This window comes from Streptomyces sp. B1866, from assembly GCF_031932565.1.
Taxonomy (GTDB): Bacteria; Actinomycetota; Actinomycetes; order Streptomycetales; family Streptomycetaceae; genus Streptomyces.
Map to the genome: position 1 here is coordinate 15,714 of NZ_JAVSCF010000046.1, position 14,701 is coordinate 30,414.

Below are 14,701 nucleotides of genomic sequence, written 5' to 3' on the forward strand. Positions count from 1 at the left end.
GATCGGCCGCCGTGGGCGGCGGCTCCGCGCCCGGATTGCCGGGCGGCGGCGGTGACTGGCTCATGCCCGCTCCCTCGCCTGGTCCGCGTCCGTGCCCTCCTGCTCCCGCCGGGTCCGGGCGGCGCGCAGCTCCTCCAACTCGTGGCGGTGCTGGATGGCGTCGAGGCGGTCGGCCTCCAGCATCTCGTGCACCGAGTTCATCAGTGTCCCCACGTCGACCACGCCCGTGTACTCGCCGTGCCGCCCGGTGACCGCCGCCCGCCCGGCGCTGTCGGTGAGCACCGCCTCCAGCGCGTCGCGCAGCGTGGCGTCGCGGGTGACCGTGTGCCGCACCAGCGTGCCCGCGCGCGCGAGCGAGCCCTGGGCGCGCGCCAGGTCCTCGTGGCGCAGCCACTTGTACGGGCGGCGGCGCCGGTCGAGCAGCAGCACCTCGCTGGTGCCCTCGGCGGTCAGCAGGCCGGTGACGTGCTCCAGCGGGTCGTCCACGGACGCGGTCGGAAGCCGTCCGACCGTCACGTCCCGCACGCGCGTGAGGCCGAGCCGCTTCAGCGCCGCGCCCGCGCCGACGAACCCGGCCACGAAGTCGTCGGCCGGGTTGGTCAGGATCGCCTCGGGCGTGTCGAACTGCGCGATGTGCGACCGCTCGCGCAGCACGGCGATGCGGTCGCCGAGCTTGATGGCCTCGTCGAAGTCGTGGGTGACGAAGACGATGGTCTTGCGCAGCTCCTGCTGGAGCCGGATCAGCTCGTCCTGGAGGTGGTTGCGGGTGATCGGGTCGACCGCGCCGAACGGCTCGTCCATCAGCAGTACGGGCGGGTCGGCGGCCAGCGCCCGCGCCACGCCGACCCGCTGCTGCTGGCCGCCGGAGAGCTGGCGCGGGTAGCGGCCGCGGAACTCGCCGGGGTCGAGGCCGACGAGGTCGAGCATCTCCTCGACGCGGTCCCTGATCCGCTGCCGCGGCCAGCCGGCCATCTTGGGGACCAGGGCGATGTTCTGGGCGACCGTCATGTGCGGGAACAGGCCGGAGGACTGGATGGCGTAGCCGATCCGGCGGCGCAGCCGGACCGGGTCCATGCCGGTGACGTCCTCGTCGCCGATGCGGATCCGACCGGAGGTCGGCTCGATCAGCCGGTTGATCATCTTCAGCGTGGTCGACTTGCCGCACCCGGACGGGCCCACCAGGACCACGACCTCCCCGGCCTTCAGCTCCATGGTGACGTTGTCGACGGCGGGCACCGCGCTGCCGGGGTAGCGCTTGGTGAGCTGGTCGAGGCGGATGGCGGCGCCGGCGGTGGCGGCGGCGCCCGCGGCGGTACCGGGCGCGGCGGCGGTGGTCACGGCACCGGCCGCGGTGTCGGCGGCGGAGTCAGGCACGGATCCCCCTGGAAATCGTCAGTCGTCCGATCAGGACGTACGCGGCGTCGAACAGCAGGGCGAGGACGACGATCCCGAGCGTCCCGGCCGCCACCTGGTTGAGCGCGTTGGCGCTGCCCAGGGAGGCCAGGCCGCGGAAGATCTCGTTGCCGAGCCCGGGGCCGGAGGCGTAGGCGGCGATGGCCGCGATACCCATGAGCATCTGCGTCGAGACCCGGATGCCGGTGAGGATCGGCGGCCAGGCCATCGGCAGTTCGACCCGGACCAGCTGGGCCGGCCGCGACATGCCGATGCCGCGCGCGGCCTCCAGCAGCGCCGGGTCCACGCCGCGCAGGCCCACCACGCAGTTGCGCACGATGGGCAGCAGCCCGTACAGCACCAGGGCGATGACGGTCGGGGCCACGCCGAGCCCGGTGACCGGGATCAGCAGGCCGAGCAGCGCGAGGGAGGGGACGGTGAGGACCGTCGCGGTCGCGGTGACGGCGAGGTTCCCGACCCACTCGCTGCGGTAGGTGAGCACGCCGATCAGCACGCCCAGCGCGGTGGCGGCCAGTACGCACTGGAAGACGGCGCTGGCGTGCTGGTAGGCGTCGAGCAGCAGTTGCGTACGCCGGTGGCCGACGTACTCCCAGAAGTCCACACTGTCCCCTTCCCTCGCGCTTCCCTCGCGTCTTCCCGCGTCGTCGGCCACGTCGTCACGCGGCCGTCGTCACGCGGCGTACCGGAGGCGGCCGGCGAGAGCCGGGCCGCGAGAGCCGGGCCGCGGCGGGACCGTCCGGCCGGCGGCCCCGCCGCGGCGCAATTCCCGCTGCCCGTACCCCCGTTGTCCTCCGCCTCATTCTTTGGCCGGAATCCGGTCTACCATTCCCGGCTTACCACTCCTCGGACGCCTGCCGTACGAGCGGGAGGATCCGCATCGGGACCGGGTTCTCCAGAACGATCGCCGTGGCCGCGCGGACGATCCCGGCGAACGTGACGACTCGGTCGATCACCCGCTGGAGGTCGGCGTTGGACCGGGCCACCAGGCGGCACAGCATGTCGCCCTGGCCGGTGATGGTGTGCAGCTCCAGCACCTCGGGCACGCCCGCCAGGTGGCTGCGCACGTCCGCGCCCTGCCCCTGCCTGATCTCCAGCGTGGCGAACGCGGTGACCGGATAGCCGAGCGCCGCCGGGTCCACGTCCGGTCCGAAGCCCCGGATCACGCCACCCGACCGCAGCCGGTCGAGCCGCGCCTGCGCGGTCCCGCGCGCCACGCCCAGGCGCCGCGACGCCTCCAGCACCCCGATGCGCGGCTCCTCGGCGAGCAGCACGATCAGCCGGGCGTCCAGGCGGTCGATCCCCACCGCACCCTCCGTCTCGTGTGACCCTGGTCACTTTGTGCAAGCTGTCCCGAAAATCTTAGCGGTAGCTGTACATATTGTCTGGTAAATCAGCAAAGCGTTGCGCAGCCTGGCCCACCGGCGCAGGCTCGAACCATGACGGAGACCCTGGACCACACCCCGCACGGCGCCCGGCTCGCCGACCCCTTCCCGGTCAAGGGGATGGACGCGGTCGTCTTCGCGGTCGGGAACGCCAAGCAGGCCGCCCACTACTACGCGACGGCCTTCGGCATGCGGCTGGCCGCCTACGCGGGCCCGGAGACCGGCACCCGGGAGACCGCCTCCTACGTCCTCGTCTCGGGCGGCGCCCGCTTCGTCCTCACCTCCGCCGTCCGGCCGGACAGCGCCTGGGGCCGCTTCCTCGCCGACCACGTGGCCGCGCACGGCGACGGCGTGGTCGACCTGGCCATCGAGGTGCCGGACGTGCGCGTCGCGTACGCGTACGCCACCGCCCGCGGCGCCACCGGTCTGGACGAGCCGTACGAGCTGACCGACGAGCACGGCACGGTGGTCCTGGCCGCCGTCGCCACGTACGGCCAGACCCGGCACACCTTCGTGGACCGCTCCCGCTACCACGGCCCCTACCTGCCCGGATACGCCGCCGCCGAGCCGATCGGCACAGCGTGGGAGCGGCGCGCCTTCCAGGCGATCGACCACTGCGTGGGCAACGTGGAGCTGGGCCGGATGGACGAGTGGGTCGACTTCTACCACCGGGTCATGGGCTTCACGAACATGAAGGAGTTCGTCGGCGACGACATCGCCACCGAGTACTCCGCGCTGATGTCGAAGGTCGTCGCGGACGGCACCCGGAAGGTGAAGTTCCCGCTCAACGAGCCGGCCGTGGCGCGGCGCAAGTCGCAGATCGACGAGTACCTGGAGTTCTACCGCGGCCCCGGCGTGCAGCACATCGCGCTCGCCACGGGCGACATCGTCGCGGCCGTACGGGCCATGCGCGCGGCCGGCGTCGCGTTCCTGGAGACGCCGGACTCGTACTACGACACGCTCGGCGAGTGGGTCGGCGAGACGCGCGTGCCGGTGGAGACCCTGCGGGACCTGCGCATCCTCGCCGACCGGGACGAGGACGGCTACCTGCTCCAGATCTTCACCAAGCCGGTGCAGGACCGGCCGACGGTCTTCTTCGAGCTGATCGAGCGGCACGGCTCGATGGGCTTCGGGAAGGGCAACTTCAAGGCGCTGTTCGAGGCCATCGAGCGGGAGCAGGCGCGGCGCGGCAACCTCTGAGACCCGGCCCGGCCCGGGCCCTGGCGCTCGGCGCTGCCTTCCGGGCGCCGGGCCCCCGCGCGTGGCGTTCCGCCCGGGGCGGCCGAGGTGCGAGCCTGGAGGCATGACGGACCTGACCGACCCGACGACGCACCCGACGACGCGCCCGGCGCCCGCCCCGGCCGCCCACCCGCCCGCCGCGGCCGAGCTGGCCGCCGCCCTGCGCGCGGGCCTGCCCGAGGACGCCGTGCTGACCGATCCGGACGTCACCGGCGGTTACGCGCGTGACATGGCGAGCTTCTGCGCGGCGGGCGCCCCCGCCGCCGTCGTCCTGCCGCGCACCGTCGAACAGGTCCAGCACGTGCTGCGCACCTGCTCGGCCCTGCGCGTGCCGGTCGTCCCGCAGGGCGCGCGCACGGGCCTGTCGGGCGCGGCCAACGCGACCGACGGGTGCGTCGTGCTGTCCCTGGTGAAGATGGACCGGATCCTGGAGATCAACCCGGTCGACCGGATCGCGGTGGTCGAGCCGGGCGTGGTCAACGCGGCCCTGTCCCGCGCGGTCGCCGAGCAGGGCCTGTACTACCCGCCCGACCCGTCGAGCTGGGAGCAGTGCACCATCGGCGGCAACATCGGCACCGCCTCGGGCGGGCTGTGCTGCGTGAAGTACGGCGTCACCGCCGAGTACGTCCTCGGCCTCGACGTGGTCCTCGCCGACGGCCGCCTGCTGCGCACCGGCCGCCGCACCGCCAAGGGCGTGGCGGGCTACGACCTGACCCGCCTGTTCGTCGGCTCCGAGGGCAGTCTCGGCGTGGTCGTCGGCGCGGTGCTCGCCCTGCGGCCCGCGCCGCCCGCGCAGCTCGTACTGGCCGCCGAGTTCCCCACCACCGCCGCCGCCTGCGACGCCGTGTGCCGGATCATGGCGGGCGGCCACGTGCCCTCGCTGCTGGAGCTCATGGACCGCACCACCCTGCGCGCCGTCAACGCCGCCACGCACATGGGCCTGCCCGAGTCCACCGAGGCCCTGCTGCTGGCCGCCTTCGACACCCCGGATCCGGCCCCCGACCTCGCCGCCGTCGGCGAGCTGTGCCGGGCTGCCGGGGCCACCGAGGTGGTCCCGGCCGAGGACGCGGCAGAGTCCGACCTGCTGCTCCAGGCGCGCCGGGCCGCCCTGCCCGCGCTGGAGGCGGTGCGCGGCGCCATCATGGTCGACGACGTGTGCGTGCCGCGCTCGCGGCTGGCCGAGATGGTCGACGGCACGGCCGCCATCGCGGCGACGTACGGCCTGACCATCGGCGTCGTCGCCCACGCGGGCGACGGCAACACCCACCCGAGCGTGTGCTACGACGCGGCCGACCCGGACGAGTCCCGCCGCGCCCGCGAGTCGTTCGACGCGATCATGGGCCTGGGCCTGGAGCTGGGCGGGACCATCACCGGCGAGCACGGCGTCGGCGTGCTGAAGCGGGAGTGGCTGGCGCGCGAGCTGGGGCCGGTGGGGGTGGAGCTGCACCGGGGCATCAAGCAGGTCTTCGACCCGCTGGGCATCCTGAACCCGGGCAAGCTCTTCTGACCGTACGGCCCCGACCCGGCCCGCACGGCCCGAGCCCCCTCGGCCGGACCGTCAGGCCGGGGCGGTCCCGCTCGGCCGGGGCCGGGCCGTTTCGCCGGTACGGGACCGCTCGGCCGCAGCCCGCACGTACGGGCCGAGCCGACCGTACGGCCACAGCCGACCGTACGGGCCGAGCCGACCCCGTACCCGGTCCGCCGCCCGCGGGGCCTACCGCAGCGAGGAGACGTCGATGACGAACCGGTAGCGCACGTCGCTGGCCAGCATCCGCTCGTACGCCTCGTTGATCTGCTCCGGCCGGATCACCTCGATCTCCGCGCCGATGCCGCGCTCCGCGCAGAAGTCCAGCATCTCCTGGGTCTGGCGGATGCTGCCGATCGGCGAACCGGCGATGGACACCCGCCGCATGAGCACCGAGAACATGTTGAAGCTGACCGGGTGCTCCGGCGCGCCCACGTTGACCATGGTCCCGTCGACCCTCAGCAGGCTCAGGTAGGCGTCCAGGTCGAGGGCGGCGGACACGGTGTTGAGGATCAGGTCGAAGCTCGCGGCCAGCTCGGTGAAGGTCGCCGGGTCGCTGGTGGCGTGGAAGTGGTCGGCGCCCAGCCGCAGCCCGTCCTCCTTCTTGCGCAGGCTCTGGCTCAGCACCGTCACCTCGCAGCCCAGCGCGTGGGCGAACTTCACGCCCATGTGGCCCAGGCCGCCGAGGCCGACCACGGCGACGCGCTTGCCCGGGCCCGCGTTCCAGTGCGCGAGCGGGGAGTAGGTGGTGATGCCCGCGCACAGCAGCGGGGCGGCCACGTCGAGCGCGAGGCCGTCGGGTATGCGCAGCACGTAGTTCTCGTCGACGACGATGTGCGAGCTGTAGCCGCCGTACGTCGGCTCGCCGTCGTAGTGCCGCCCGTTGTACGTCGGCACGTTGCCCTTGACGCAGAAGTGCTCCTCGCCGGCCCGGCAGTACTCGCACTCGCGGCAGGAGTCGACGAAGCAGCCGACCCCGACCCGGTCGCCGACGGCGTACCGGGTCACCGCGGATCCGACCTCGGTGACCACGCCCGCGATCTCGTGGCCGGGCACCATCGGGAAGATGCCCGGGTGCCACTCGTCGCGGACCTGGTGCAGGTCGGAGTGGCAGATACCGGCGTACGCGATCTCGATCAGCACGTCGTGGGCGCCGACCGCGCGGCGCTCGATGACCGTACGCTCCAGCGGCGCCTTGGCGGCGGGGGCGGCGTAGGCGGTGACACTCGTCATGAGTCGGTGCTCTCCTTGCGCGGAGTGGTGGAATGAGGGGTCCGGGACGGCCGCGCGGGCTCCCGGGCGGAGGTCCAGCTGGCGAGGAGCTGCAACGCCTCCTCGGACGGAGAGCCCGGCTCGGGCGTCTGGACGCACAGCGTCTGGTCGGGGTCGCCGGGCAGCGGCATGGACTCGTACGCGAGGGTCAGGTCGCCCACCACGGGGTGGTGGTACCGCTTCACGCCGTGCATCCTCTCCCGCACCACATGCCCCGCCCACCAGCCGCGGAACTCCGGGCTCTTGATCGTCAGCTCGCCGACCAGCTCCGTCAGCCGGGGGTCGTCGGGGCGGCGGCCCGCCTCCAGGCGCAGCCCGCCGACCGTCTCGGCGGCGCACAGCTCCCAGTCGCGGAACAGCTCCCTTGCCGACTCGTCCAGGAACATGTAGCGGGCGTAGTTGCGCTCGCGGTACGGCAGCGCGTCGAAGTCGGTGAGCAGCGCGCGGCCCAGCCGGTTGACGGCCAGCACGTCCGCGCAGCGGCCGAAGACGAAGGCCGGGCAGACCCGGTCCAGCGTCCGCAGCACGTTGTGCACGCCCGGCCGCACCCGCTGCGGGCGCGGCGGCCGGTACCGCACCGCCCGCCGCGTCTTGGGCCTGGCCAGCTGGAACAGGTACGCGCGCTCGGTCTCCGACAGCCGCAGCGCGCGGGCCACGGCGTCCAGCACCGTCTCCGACACGTTCAGGCCGCGGCCCTGCTCCAGGCGCGTGTAGTAGTCCGTGCTGACGCCCGCCAGGTGCGCCAGCTCCTCCCGGCGCAGCCCCGGCACCCGGCGCGGGCTGTCGCTGCTGACGCGCACGCCCGCGTCCTCGGGGCTCAGACGGCCCCTGCGGGACCGCAGGAACTCACTGAGCTCGGCGTTTCGCTCCATGTGCTCCAGTATTCGCCGCGCGGCGGCCGCTGGGCGGGGCCAAGGTGGGTCTGCTGAACCCAGGCGGGCCGGACCCCCTCACACCGCCGCCCCCGCCTCTCCCGGGCCTCGGGCCGCCCGCCCGCCGCCCCGGGCCTGACGGGGGCCACCCGCCCGCCGCACTCGCCGCCCCCGCACCCGCCCCCGTCCCCGTCCCCGTCCCCGTCCCCGTCCCCGTCCCCGTCCCCGTCCCCGTCCCCGTCCCCGTCCCCGTCCCCGTCCCCGTCCCCGTCCCCGTCCCCGTCCCCGTCCCCGTCCCCGTCCCCGTCCCCGTCCCCGTCCCCGTCCCCGCTACGCACCGATCCCGTCCCCGGCCGCCGGACCGCCGCCCGGCCGCGGCTCGTCCTGGCCGTGCCGCCGCGCGGCCCCGTCCCGGGGGGTGCGGGCCAGCAGCCCGGCGAGCGCGGCGTCGATGTCGTACTGCTCGTGCTCCTGCCCCGGCGGCACCGCGCGCAGCGTCCGCTCCAGCCACGCCGACACCACCGACGCGGGCGCCTCCACCTGCGCGGCGCCGTTCGGCGAGGTCAGCGACATGCACACGGTCGTCCGGCCGTCGGCGCGGGACGGCCAGACCCGCACATCCCCCTGGCCGCAGGGCCGGAACACCCCCTCCAGCAGCAGCTCGCGCGCGAAACTCCACTCCACAGGCGACTCCGAGCCGGTGTGGAAGACGATGTGCACGGCGTACGGATCGCTCGTGCGGTAGGACAGCCGGGCCGGGACCGGGACGCTGCGCTCGGGCGACAGCACCAGGTTCATCTCCAGTTCTCGCTCCACCACGTGGAAGTGCATGTCGTGCGCCCTCTCTCGGATCCGCTTCTCTAGGTGCTGTTGCCCCCTGTACGGGGACCACACCGGATGAGAGCGCACTGCCCCGCCATCCATTACGCGACTTCGGGCAATCCGCGGAACTTTTTGATGCCCGGCCCGCCGCACCCCGCCGCCCACCCGTGCCCCGGCGCACCTCCCGCCCGTTGTCAGACCCTCCCCGTACGGTGCTGTCAGCCGGAACGCGGCGCACGCGCCGGGCACGGGTCGTACGACGTACGAGCACGAGGAGGGCGGATGGCCACCCGCAGGACGGTCACGGTCGGCTTGGCGCTGGACTGCGCGGACCCCACCAGACTGGCCGAGTTCTGGAAGCTCGCCCTGGGCTACGAGGACGAACCCCCGCCCGCCCCGTTCACCACCCGCGAGGAGTGGCTGGCCCGGTTCGGCCTCTCCGACGACGACCAGGAGGACGCGGCCTGGCTGCACGATCCGACGGGCGCCAACCCCCGCCTGTTCCTCCAGCAGGTCCGGGAGCCCAAGCTGGTGAAGAACCGGCTGCACCTGGACCTGCGGGTGTCGGGCCAGGGCAGCCCGGCGATCCGCTGGGCGCGCGTCCGCCAGGAGGCCGACCGGCTGGAGGCGGCGGGGGCGACGGTGGTGGCGGAGTATTCCGGCCACCACGTGGTGATGGCGGATCCGGAGGGCCACGAGTTCTGCGTGTGCTGACGGCGGGGGCCGGGGCCTGGCGCCGGGCGCCAGGCCCGGACCTGGTGCACGGTCTCCAGGTCTTCGCCGACCGTCACGGTCCAGCCGCCGGGCGGCGGGACGACGGGGCCCGGGGCGTCGTCGTCCTCGACGGGCGGAGTGGGGACCACGGCGGACCCGGCGCCGAGCCTGTCGCGGAAGCGCCCGACCAGCTCGGCCCTGCGGTCCCGCCGCCGCAGCGCGTTTCCTGCGTACGGGCCTGTGGTGCGCGGGCACTTCGGGGAAAGCCCGGCGCCTCATCGCCCCTGTGACGCGTATCCAAGGGCGCTCCCCCTGGACGGCCAGCGCGCCGGGCGCGCCAGGCACGCCGGGCACGAACTGCCCGGCACCGGCCTGCGCCACGCACGCGCCGAACTCGTCCGCCCCTGGCCGTGTCGGTGTACGGTCGAGGACATCCGCCGCCGTTTCCGCCTGATCATGAGGTCCGTTCGGGTAGCGTGCCGGTGCCCGGTCCGGACAGGGCGGCCGGCCCGCCCGTGAGTGGGGGAGGCACCCCATGGCCGACGAGTTCCCGGTCGCTCTCTACCTGGCCCGCCGCGACGCGTACGCCGCGTTCCTCGCCGCCGTCGACGCGGAGACGCCGGTCGCGGAGGCCCGGGCTCCCGTGGAGCGTGCCGCGGCCCTGCACAGGGACGGGGGCCGCGAACCGGACTGGTACGAGGTGAAGAAGGCCCGCGCGGAGTTCCTGGCCGCCGCCACCGGGCACCTCAGGAGTGTTCGGGGCGAGGGCCGGCCCGGCGCCGCCTGAACGCCCGTCGCGCCGAACCGGGTGTCCGCCGTGCGCTGTTCCCGCGGCCTTCGCCGAGATCAGGCGACCATGCCGGTGGCCCGGCCCGGCCGCGGCGACGTCGGTACGGGGCCCGTCGGACAGCCGCGGCCGCCGCGCGGGCGGAGGCCCGCGTCCGGGGCGCCTCCGCGGCGCCGCGGCGGGCCGGAACCGGCCACGTCCGGACGCGGCGCCAGGCACCGGGCCGGAACCGGTCAGAAAATGGGGGGAAGGATGATCCAGACGGTTTTCCGTNGAACCGGTCAGAAAATGGGGGGAAGGATGATCCAGACGGTTTTCCGTGGTGAGGACCTGCCGGCCGAGGAACGGTTTCCTCGCTGGCTGGAGATGGTCATCGCCAGTCACTCGCCCAACGAGGTCAGCACCGAGCACGCCGCCGACTTCCGGGCCACCCTGCACCTGTTGGACCTCGGATCGGCTCAGATGACCGTGTTCGACAGCCCCTCGCTGCGGTCGCGCCGCACGGAGCGGCTGATCCGGCAGTCCGACCCGGAGCTGTACCAGATCTCCCTGATCCGGCGCGGGCTGGCGGGGATCGTCCAGGGGGCCAGGGAGGCGGCCCTGCCGCCGGGGTCCCTGGTGCTGTCGACCACCTCGCGGGTCCAGTCGGGCGTTCTGGAACCCGACCGGGGCATGACCTCCACCGCGCACCTCCTGGTCCCGCGGGCGCTGCTGCGCCTGCCGGGCGGTGCCGACGTCGACCGGCTGCTCGCGGCGCGGCTGCCCGGGCGGGAGGGGATCGGCGGGCTGTTCGCCCGGTTCCTCACCCACCTGGTCAACGACCCCACGCCGTACGGGCCCGAGACCGCCGCCCGGCTGGGCATGGCGGCGATCGACCTGGCGGCCGCGGTGGTGGCGCACCACCTCGATCTCCGGGAGCACCCGGAGAGCCGCCCGCAGGCGCTGGGCTTACGCGTCCGTGCCTTCATCCAGCGGCACTTGGACGACCCGGCGCTGACCCCGGACCGGATCGCCGCCGCCCACCACGTCTCCACCCGCTCCCTGCACCGCCTCTTCGAGCAGGAGGGCGTCACGGTGGCCGCCCTCATCCGCCGGGAGCGCCTGGAGCGGGCCCGTCGCGACCTGGCCGACCAGCCGGCTGCTGGACCAGCCCATTCACGCCATAGCCGCCCGGTGGTGCCTCGTCCGCCCGGCCGACTTCACCCGCGCCTTCCGGGCCGTGTACGGCATGCCGCCCCGCGCCTACCGGCTGGCGGTGGTCCGCGGCAACCGGCTTGGCACGCAGAGCTAAGGCGCTGGCGCTCCGTGCTGACGACGCCGCAGTGCCGCCCCGGCAGACTCGTCGGCGTCGGGTCCGGGGCTTCCCGCCTCGGTTCGCGCGAGTTCTGGGGATGCGGCGTGAAACGTATGGTGCTCACCGCCCTGACCGCGACGGCGCTGTGCGCGTCGCTGTCGGCGACGGCCGTGGAGACTGCCGGGCCGCGACCGGGGCCGCCGCTGGACCGGTCCCGGCCACGGTCGAGGGACGGACTCGGCCTCTCGAAGGACTGGGGTCGGCCACGCGGCCGACGCCCGTTGACGGGCGCGCCCTGAGGGGAACAAGGCGACGCCTCAGGGGCCGGCAGCGAGCGCCCGCCGCCGTCGGCCCCGGTCAGACCCGTCCGCCGTACGGCCCGTCGGCCCGTACGGCGGACGGGGCCCGCCTACGGCGGCGGGGCACCCCGTGTGAGCGCGCCCTGAGAGGGGGAGAGGGCGCGCTCACACCCCGCCGCGGTGCGCGGCCGCACGGGCCGCGCACCGACGGTGGTCGGCCGGCGGTCAGGCGCCGGGGAGCTCACCGCCCCTGAGGGCGGTCACGAACGACGACCAGGAGGCCGGGCCGAAGAGCAGGGCCGGGCCGTGCGGGTCCTTGCTGTCGCGGACCGGGACCGCGCCCGGGTGGCCGTCGGCCACCTCAAGGCAGTTGTCGGGGCCGATGTCGTCCCCGGGGCCGCTGTAGCTGGACTTGCGCCACCCGGTGAGCGCGGACGCGTGGAGGATGTGCGTCTCAGGGTTCACTCTCGTATTCCTTCGCGATGGATTCGATCAGGTCGAGCGATGTTTCCTGTGGCAGCGCCTCACTGAGCGCGAGGTTGTAGCCGGTCTGATAGCCGGCGACGGCGGCCGGGTCGTCTTCGACCAGGCCCGTCCTCACGCCTTCAAGGTAAGCCACGGGCGGCATGTCGGCGAAACGCATCAAAGTCACGTTGCCCGCCGCCAGCGCATGGGCTCCCACCGAGAACGGCAGCACGTGGACGCGGACGCGTCCGGAGTGCGCCAACTCGGCGACATGCCGCAGGTTTCCGGCCATCACGGCCGGCCCGCCGACCCTCCGGCGCAGTACGTGCTCGTCGAGCAGCGACCACACCTCGGGTCGTGCGAGGTCATTGAGGAGGCGCCCGCGCTCCATGCGGCTCACGGCGCGCCTGTCCACGTCATCCGTCGTGACGTTCGGCTTCCGGGCTCGGAAGACCGCGCGCGCGTACTCCTCGGTCTGGAGCAGACCGGGGATCAGCGCGCACGCGTACTCCTGGATACAGATGGCCGACTTCTCCAACTCGGCGGCGTACGCGAAGTGCTCGGCCACACGTGCGGAGTCCAGCGTCGACAGGAAGCGGACGAAAAATCCGTCCGTCCCCAGCGCCGTGTCGAGCCGCTTCGCGTCCTCGGGACGGGGCTTGCGCCGCCCCGCCTCGATGTGCGCGATCATCGACGGCGAACAGATGACCGCCTCGCCCAGCGACTGCTGGGTGTGCCCGGCGGCCTCCCGCCGGAGGCGGAGCTCTTCTCCGTACGCCCGCCGCGATGGCGGCAGCTCCCGTGAGCCCGAATCTTTGGCCATGCGTGTCACACCCTTCTTGACCGGCACGCCGGATGGATCACTCCTCTTGATGTTAGAGCGCGGAGAGCGACGCTAGTACTACACACCGTAATAACCCCCCGATGGGGTGAGTTCGGACCAGGAGGAGTGGGCGGAGATGGCGGCAGTGGACAGGCGGCGCACGGCGGCTGCGCGGGTGAAGGAGGCGCAGGCGGCGCGCGACGAGTTACGGGCCGCGCTGACCAAGGTCGGAATCTCCCTGCCCGCGCTGCGGATTGACGGGCCGTCACTCGGCGGGGACGAGCCGTGCCCGCTGCTGGACCTGGGCCGCTGCCCGCCGGAGGTGGCCCGCCGGCTGGCGGCCGTCATCCGCCGGCGCGGCCGGACCGCGCCCGCCAAGCGGCCGCCGGACCACGAGCCGGTGGGCGAGCGGGAGGTGGGGCGGCTGGTGCGGGACGAGACCAGCGGGCGTACGGGCCTGCTGATGGCCGTTGTCGACTACGCGGACCCGGCCCAGTGCCCGCCCTACCCGCGCCGGGTCGAACGCCTGGCGTTCGTACGGCCCGAGCACGGCGGCCGCGAGTGGACGGCGCGGCCGGACCGGGTGCGGGTGCTGGCCCAGGACGGTGGCGGGGCGGATGTCCCGAGCGGCGGGGGCGCCCTGGCCGGCGGCCGGAGGACGGAGGCCGAGGCGTGAACACGCCCTGCGACCACCAGCGCACCAAGCACGTCGACGGCAAGAAGCACTGCGCGTCCTGCGGCGCGCAGCTCTACCTGTGAGCGCGAGCGGAAGAAAGAAGCGAGGAGCGATGCGAAGCGGGCTGGTTGAGGTCATGGTCGTCTACGCGCACACGGTGCGGGTGGGCGACGTGGTGCACATCGCGGGTACGGACACGCGCGTGGGCAACATGTTCGCGCTGCCGGACCAGCGCAAACGGCTGATCCTGGACAACGGCTGCGCGCTCACCCTGGGACCGACGACGCCGCTGATCGCCAAGCGCTGCTGCCCCGTGCGCGTCGTCACCTGAGCACCCCTGACGGGCCGTCGGCCCGCTGTTCGGGAACCGCCCTGGTGTTCTCCGCCGTCTGCCGGTGTCCGCGCCGTTCGTTAGTGTCATGCGAGGGACCGGCCTGGGTTCCGGTCCCGCCCCTGTGGTACGTACGTCTCCGTACGGCGCGCTGCCCTCGGGGCGGCGCGGCGCGTGGGCGTCGGCTCGGCGGACGGGGTAGGCGTGGGTGTTCTCGACGGGAGTTGGGGGCTTTGGTGACCTCCGGTAGTGGCGAAGCAGTACCTGGGCCCGGGTATTACCCGGATCCGTCCATTCCGGGCTACATCCGGTACTGGAACGGTGCCGCGTGGGTTCCGGGCACCAGCCGCCCCGCACCCGGCGAGGCGGAGGCGGTGCCCGGACCGCCGTCCGGGGCGGCGCACGCGCGGGCCGTCGGGCCCGCGCCGGAGGAGACCGGGCCGGTGTTCCTGGACGAGGGGCCGCTGCCTGAGCCGTCCGGCCCGCCTGGACTGTCCGGTCCGGACGGCTCCGGCGTCGCCGACGGCTCCGGCGGTACGGGCGGTTCGCTGCCCGAACTGCGCGCGCGGGGCGAGGTGGACGTGCGCGACACCGGCGGCGCGGCCGCCATGTCGCCCGTACCGCTGGGCTGGGACGACCCCCGGCGCCTGCACGGCACCCGTCCCGAGCCCGCCCCGGCCTGGCAGCCGGACGCCGGGCCGCAGGCCGCCGCGGGCCTTCCCGGCGCGGTGCCCGGCGGCGGTCCGGGCGGGAGCCCCGGCGAGGGGCCCGGCGGGAGCGCGGGCGG

Annotated in this window: 16 protein-coding genes; 8 read left to right on the plus strand and 8 right to left on the minus strand. The window is 74.1% G+C overall.

The window, feature by feature from the left end:
• Positions 1-60 precede the first annotated feature (60 nt).
• From RKE29_RS09665 to RKE29_RS09675, 3 genes are all read right to left on the minus strand, one after another.
• The gene (locus RKE29_RS09665) at positions 61-1,338 is read right to left on the minus strand and encodes a betaine/proline/choline family ABC transporter ATP-binding protein (protein WP_312004724.1); all 1,278 of its coding nucleotides are present in this window, start codon (positions 1,336-1,338) and stop codon (positions 61-63) included.
• Positions 1,339-1,366: 28 nt separating this feature from the next.
• Positions 1,367-2,014, minus strand: a complete 648-nt coding sequence (locus tag RKE29_RS09670; protein ID WP_312004707.1) for an ABC transporter permease — start codon at positions 2,012-2,014, stop codon at positions 1,367-1,369.
• Positions 2,015-2,246: 232 nt separating this feature from the next.
• Entirely contained in the window at positions 2,247-2,717 is a 471-nt protein-coding gene (locus tag RKE29_RS09675; RefSeq protein ID WP_312004708.1) for an Lrp/AsnC family transcriptional regulator, read from the minus strand.
• 132 nt (positions 2,718-2,849) lie between these two features.
• Between RKE29_RS09675 and hppD the strand changes: the two genes are divergently transcribed.
• Positions 2,850-3,995 (plus strand): 4-hydroxyphenylpyruvate dioxygenase, encoded by a 1,146-nt coding sequence (hppD, locus tag RKE29_RS09680; RefSeq protein ID WP_312004709.1) that lies wholly within the window; start codon positions 2,850-2,852, stop codon positions 3,993-3,995.
• Positions 3,996-4,098: 103 nt separating this feature from the next.
• Positions 4,099-5,541, plus strand: a complete 1,443-nt coding sequence (locus RKE29_RS09685; RefSeq protein WP_312004710.1) for an FAD-linked oxidase C-terminal domain-containing protein — start codon at positions 4,099-4,101, stop codon at positions 5,539-5,541.
• Between the two features lie 207 nt (positions 5,542-5,748).
• On the opposite strand, the gene RKE29_RS09690 is transcribed toward RKE29_RS09685, so the two are convergent.
• The 3 genes from RKE29_RS09690 to RKE29_RS09700 all read right to left on the minus strand — a co-directional run bounded on the left by RKE29_RS09690 (position 5,749) and on the right by RKE29_RS09700 (position 8,534).
• Complete coding sequence (locus RKE29_RS09690) at positions 5,749-6,792, minus strand: NAD(P)-dependent alcohol dehydrogenase (RefSeq protein ID WP_312004711.1); 1,044 nt, start codon at positions 6,790-6,792, stop codon at positions 5,749-5,751.
• A complete protein-coding gene (locus RKE29_RS09695; RefSeq protein ID WP_312004712.1) occupies positions 6,789-7,703 on the minus strand; it encodes a helix-turn-helix transcriptional regulator in 915 nt (304 codons plus the stop codon). Before RKE29_RS09695 ends, RKE29_RS09690 begins: the two co-directional genes overlap by 4 nt.
• Before the next feature lie 330 nt (positions 7,704-8,033).
• The gene (locus RKE29_RS09700) at positions 8,034-8,534 is read right to left on the minus strand and encodes an SsgA family sporulation/cell division regulator (RefSeq protein WP_312004713.1); all 501 of its coding nucleotides are present in this window, start codon (positions 8,532-8,534) and stop codon (positions 8,034-8,036) included.
• A gap of 273 nt (positions 8,535-8,807) precedes the next feature.
• Here RKE29_RS09700 and RKE29_RS09705 point away from each other — a divergent pair, with 273 nt between their 5' ends.
• The 3 genes from RKE29_RS09705 to RKE29_RS09715 all read left to right on the plus strand — a co-directional run bounded on the left by RKE29_RS09705 (position 8,808) and on the right by RKE29_RS09715 (position 11,619).
• Positions 8,808-9,239 (plus strand): VOC family protein, encoded by a 432-nt coding sequence (locus RKE29_RS09705; RefSeq protein ID WP_312004714.1) that lies wholly within the window; start codon positions 8,808-8,810, stop codon positions 9,237-9,239.
• A gap of 535 nt (positions 9,240-9,774) precedes the next feature.
• Positions 9,775-10,026, plus strand: coding sequence for a hypothetical protein (locus RKE29_RS09710; protein ID WP_312004715.1), 252 nt, complete (start codon positions 9,775-9,777; stop codon positions 10,024-10,026).
• Positions 10,027-10,326: 300 nt separating this feature from the next.
• Positions 10,327-11,619: an AraC family transcriptional regulator gene (locus RKE29_RS09715; RefSeq protein WP_312004716.1), complete on the plus strand. Its 1,293-nt coding sequence runs from the start codon at positions 10,327-10,329 to the stop codon at positions 11,617-11,619.
• 225 nt (positions 11,620-11,844) lie between these two features.
• On the opposite strand, the gene RKE29_RS09720 is transcribed toward RKE29_RS09715, so the two are convergent.
• Positions 11,845-12,084 carry a DUF397 domain-containing protein gene (locus tag RKE29_RS09720; RefSeq protein WP_312004717.1) on the minus strand — a complete coding sequence of 80 codons (240 nt, stop codon included), beginning with the start codon at positions 12,082-12,084 and terminating at the stop codon, positions 11,845-11,847.
• A complete protein-coding gene (locus RKE29_RS09725; RefSeq protein WP_312004725.1) occupies positions 12,074-12,907 on the minus strand; it encodes a helix-turn-helix transcriptional regulator in 834 nt (277 codons plus the stop codon). The genes RKE29_RS09720 and RKE29_RS09725 overlap by 11 nt, the downstream gene beginning before the upstream one ends.
• A gap of 136 nt (positions 12,908-13,043) precedes the next feature.
• Between RKE29_RS09725 and RKE29_RS09730 the strand changes: the two genes are divergently transcribed.
• The 3 genes from RKE29_RS09730 to RKE29_RS09740 form a co-directional block, all read left to right on the plus strand.
• The gene (locus RKE29_RS09730; protein WP_312004718.1) at positions 13,044-13,583 is read left to right on the plus strand and encodes a hypothetical protein; all 540 of its coding nucleotides are present in this window, start codon (positions 13,044-13,046) and stop codon (positions 13,581-13,583) included.
• A gap of 112 nt (positions 13,584-13,695) precedes the next feature.
• A complete protein-coding gene (locus RKE29_RS09735) occupies positions 13,696-13,914 on the plus strand; it encodes a hypothetical protein (RefSeq protein ID WP_312004720.1) in 219 nt (72 codons plus the stop codon).
• Between the two features lie 236 nt (positions 13,915-14,150).
• Positions 14,151-14,701: DUF2510 domain-containing protein (locus RKE29_RS09740; RefSeq protein WP_312004721.1), on the plus strand; the 551-nt coding region annotated here is incomplete at its 3' end.

Excerpts from the sequence above, each read along its gene's own strand:
- RKE29_RS09735 (WP_312004720.1), top strand. The coding sequence starts at position 13,696 with ATGCGAAGCGGGCTGGTTGAGGTCATGGTCGTCTACGCGCACACGGTG.
- RKE29_RS09730 (WP_312004718.1), top strand. The coding sequence starts at position 13,044 with ATGGCGGCAGTGGACAGGCGGCGCACGGCGGCTGCGCGGGTGAAGGAG.
- RKE29_RS09725 (WP_312004725.1), bottom strand. The coding sequence starts at position 12,907 with ATGGCCAAAGATTCGGGCTCACGGGAGCTGCCGCCATCGCGGCGGGCG.
- RKE29_RS09710 (WP_312004715.1), top strand. The coding sequence starts at position 9,775 with ATGGCCGACGAGTTCCCGGTCGCTCTCTACCTGGCCCGCCGCGACGCG.
- RKE29_RS09685 (WP_312004710.1), top strand. The coding sequence starts at position 4,099 with ATGACGGACCTGACCGACCCGACGACGCACCCGACGACGCGCCCGGCG.
- RKE29_RS09715 (WP_312004716.1), top strand. The coding sequence starts at position 10,327 with ATGATCCAGACGGTTTTCCGTGGTGAGGACCTGCCGGCCGAGGAACGG.
- RKE29_RS09705 (WP_312004714.1), top strand. The coding sequence starts at position 8,808 with ATGGCCACCCGCAGGACGGTCACGGTCGGCTTGGCGCTGGACTGCGCG.
- RKE29_RS09695 (WP_312004712.1), bottom strand. The coding sequence starts at position 7,703 with ATGGAGCGAAACGCCGAGCTCAGTGAGTTCCTGCGGTCCCGCAGGGGC.
- RKE29_RS09700 (WP_312004713.1), bottom strand. The coding sequence starts at position 8,534 with ATGCACTTCCACGTGGTGGAGCGAGAACTGGAGATGAACCTGGTGCTG.
- hppD (WP_312004709.1), top strand. The coding sequence starts at position 2,850 with ATGACGGAGACCCTGGACCACACCCCGCACGGCGCCCGGCTCGCCGAC.
- RKE29_RS09690 (WP_312004711.1), bottom strand. The coding sequence starts at position 6,792 with ATGACGAGTGTCACCGCCTACGCCGCCCCCGCCGCCAAGGCGCCGCTG.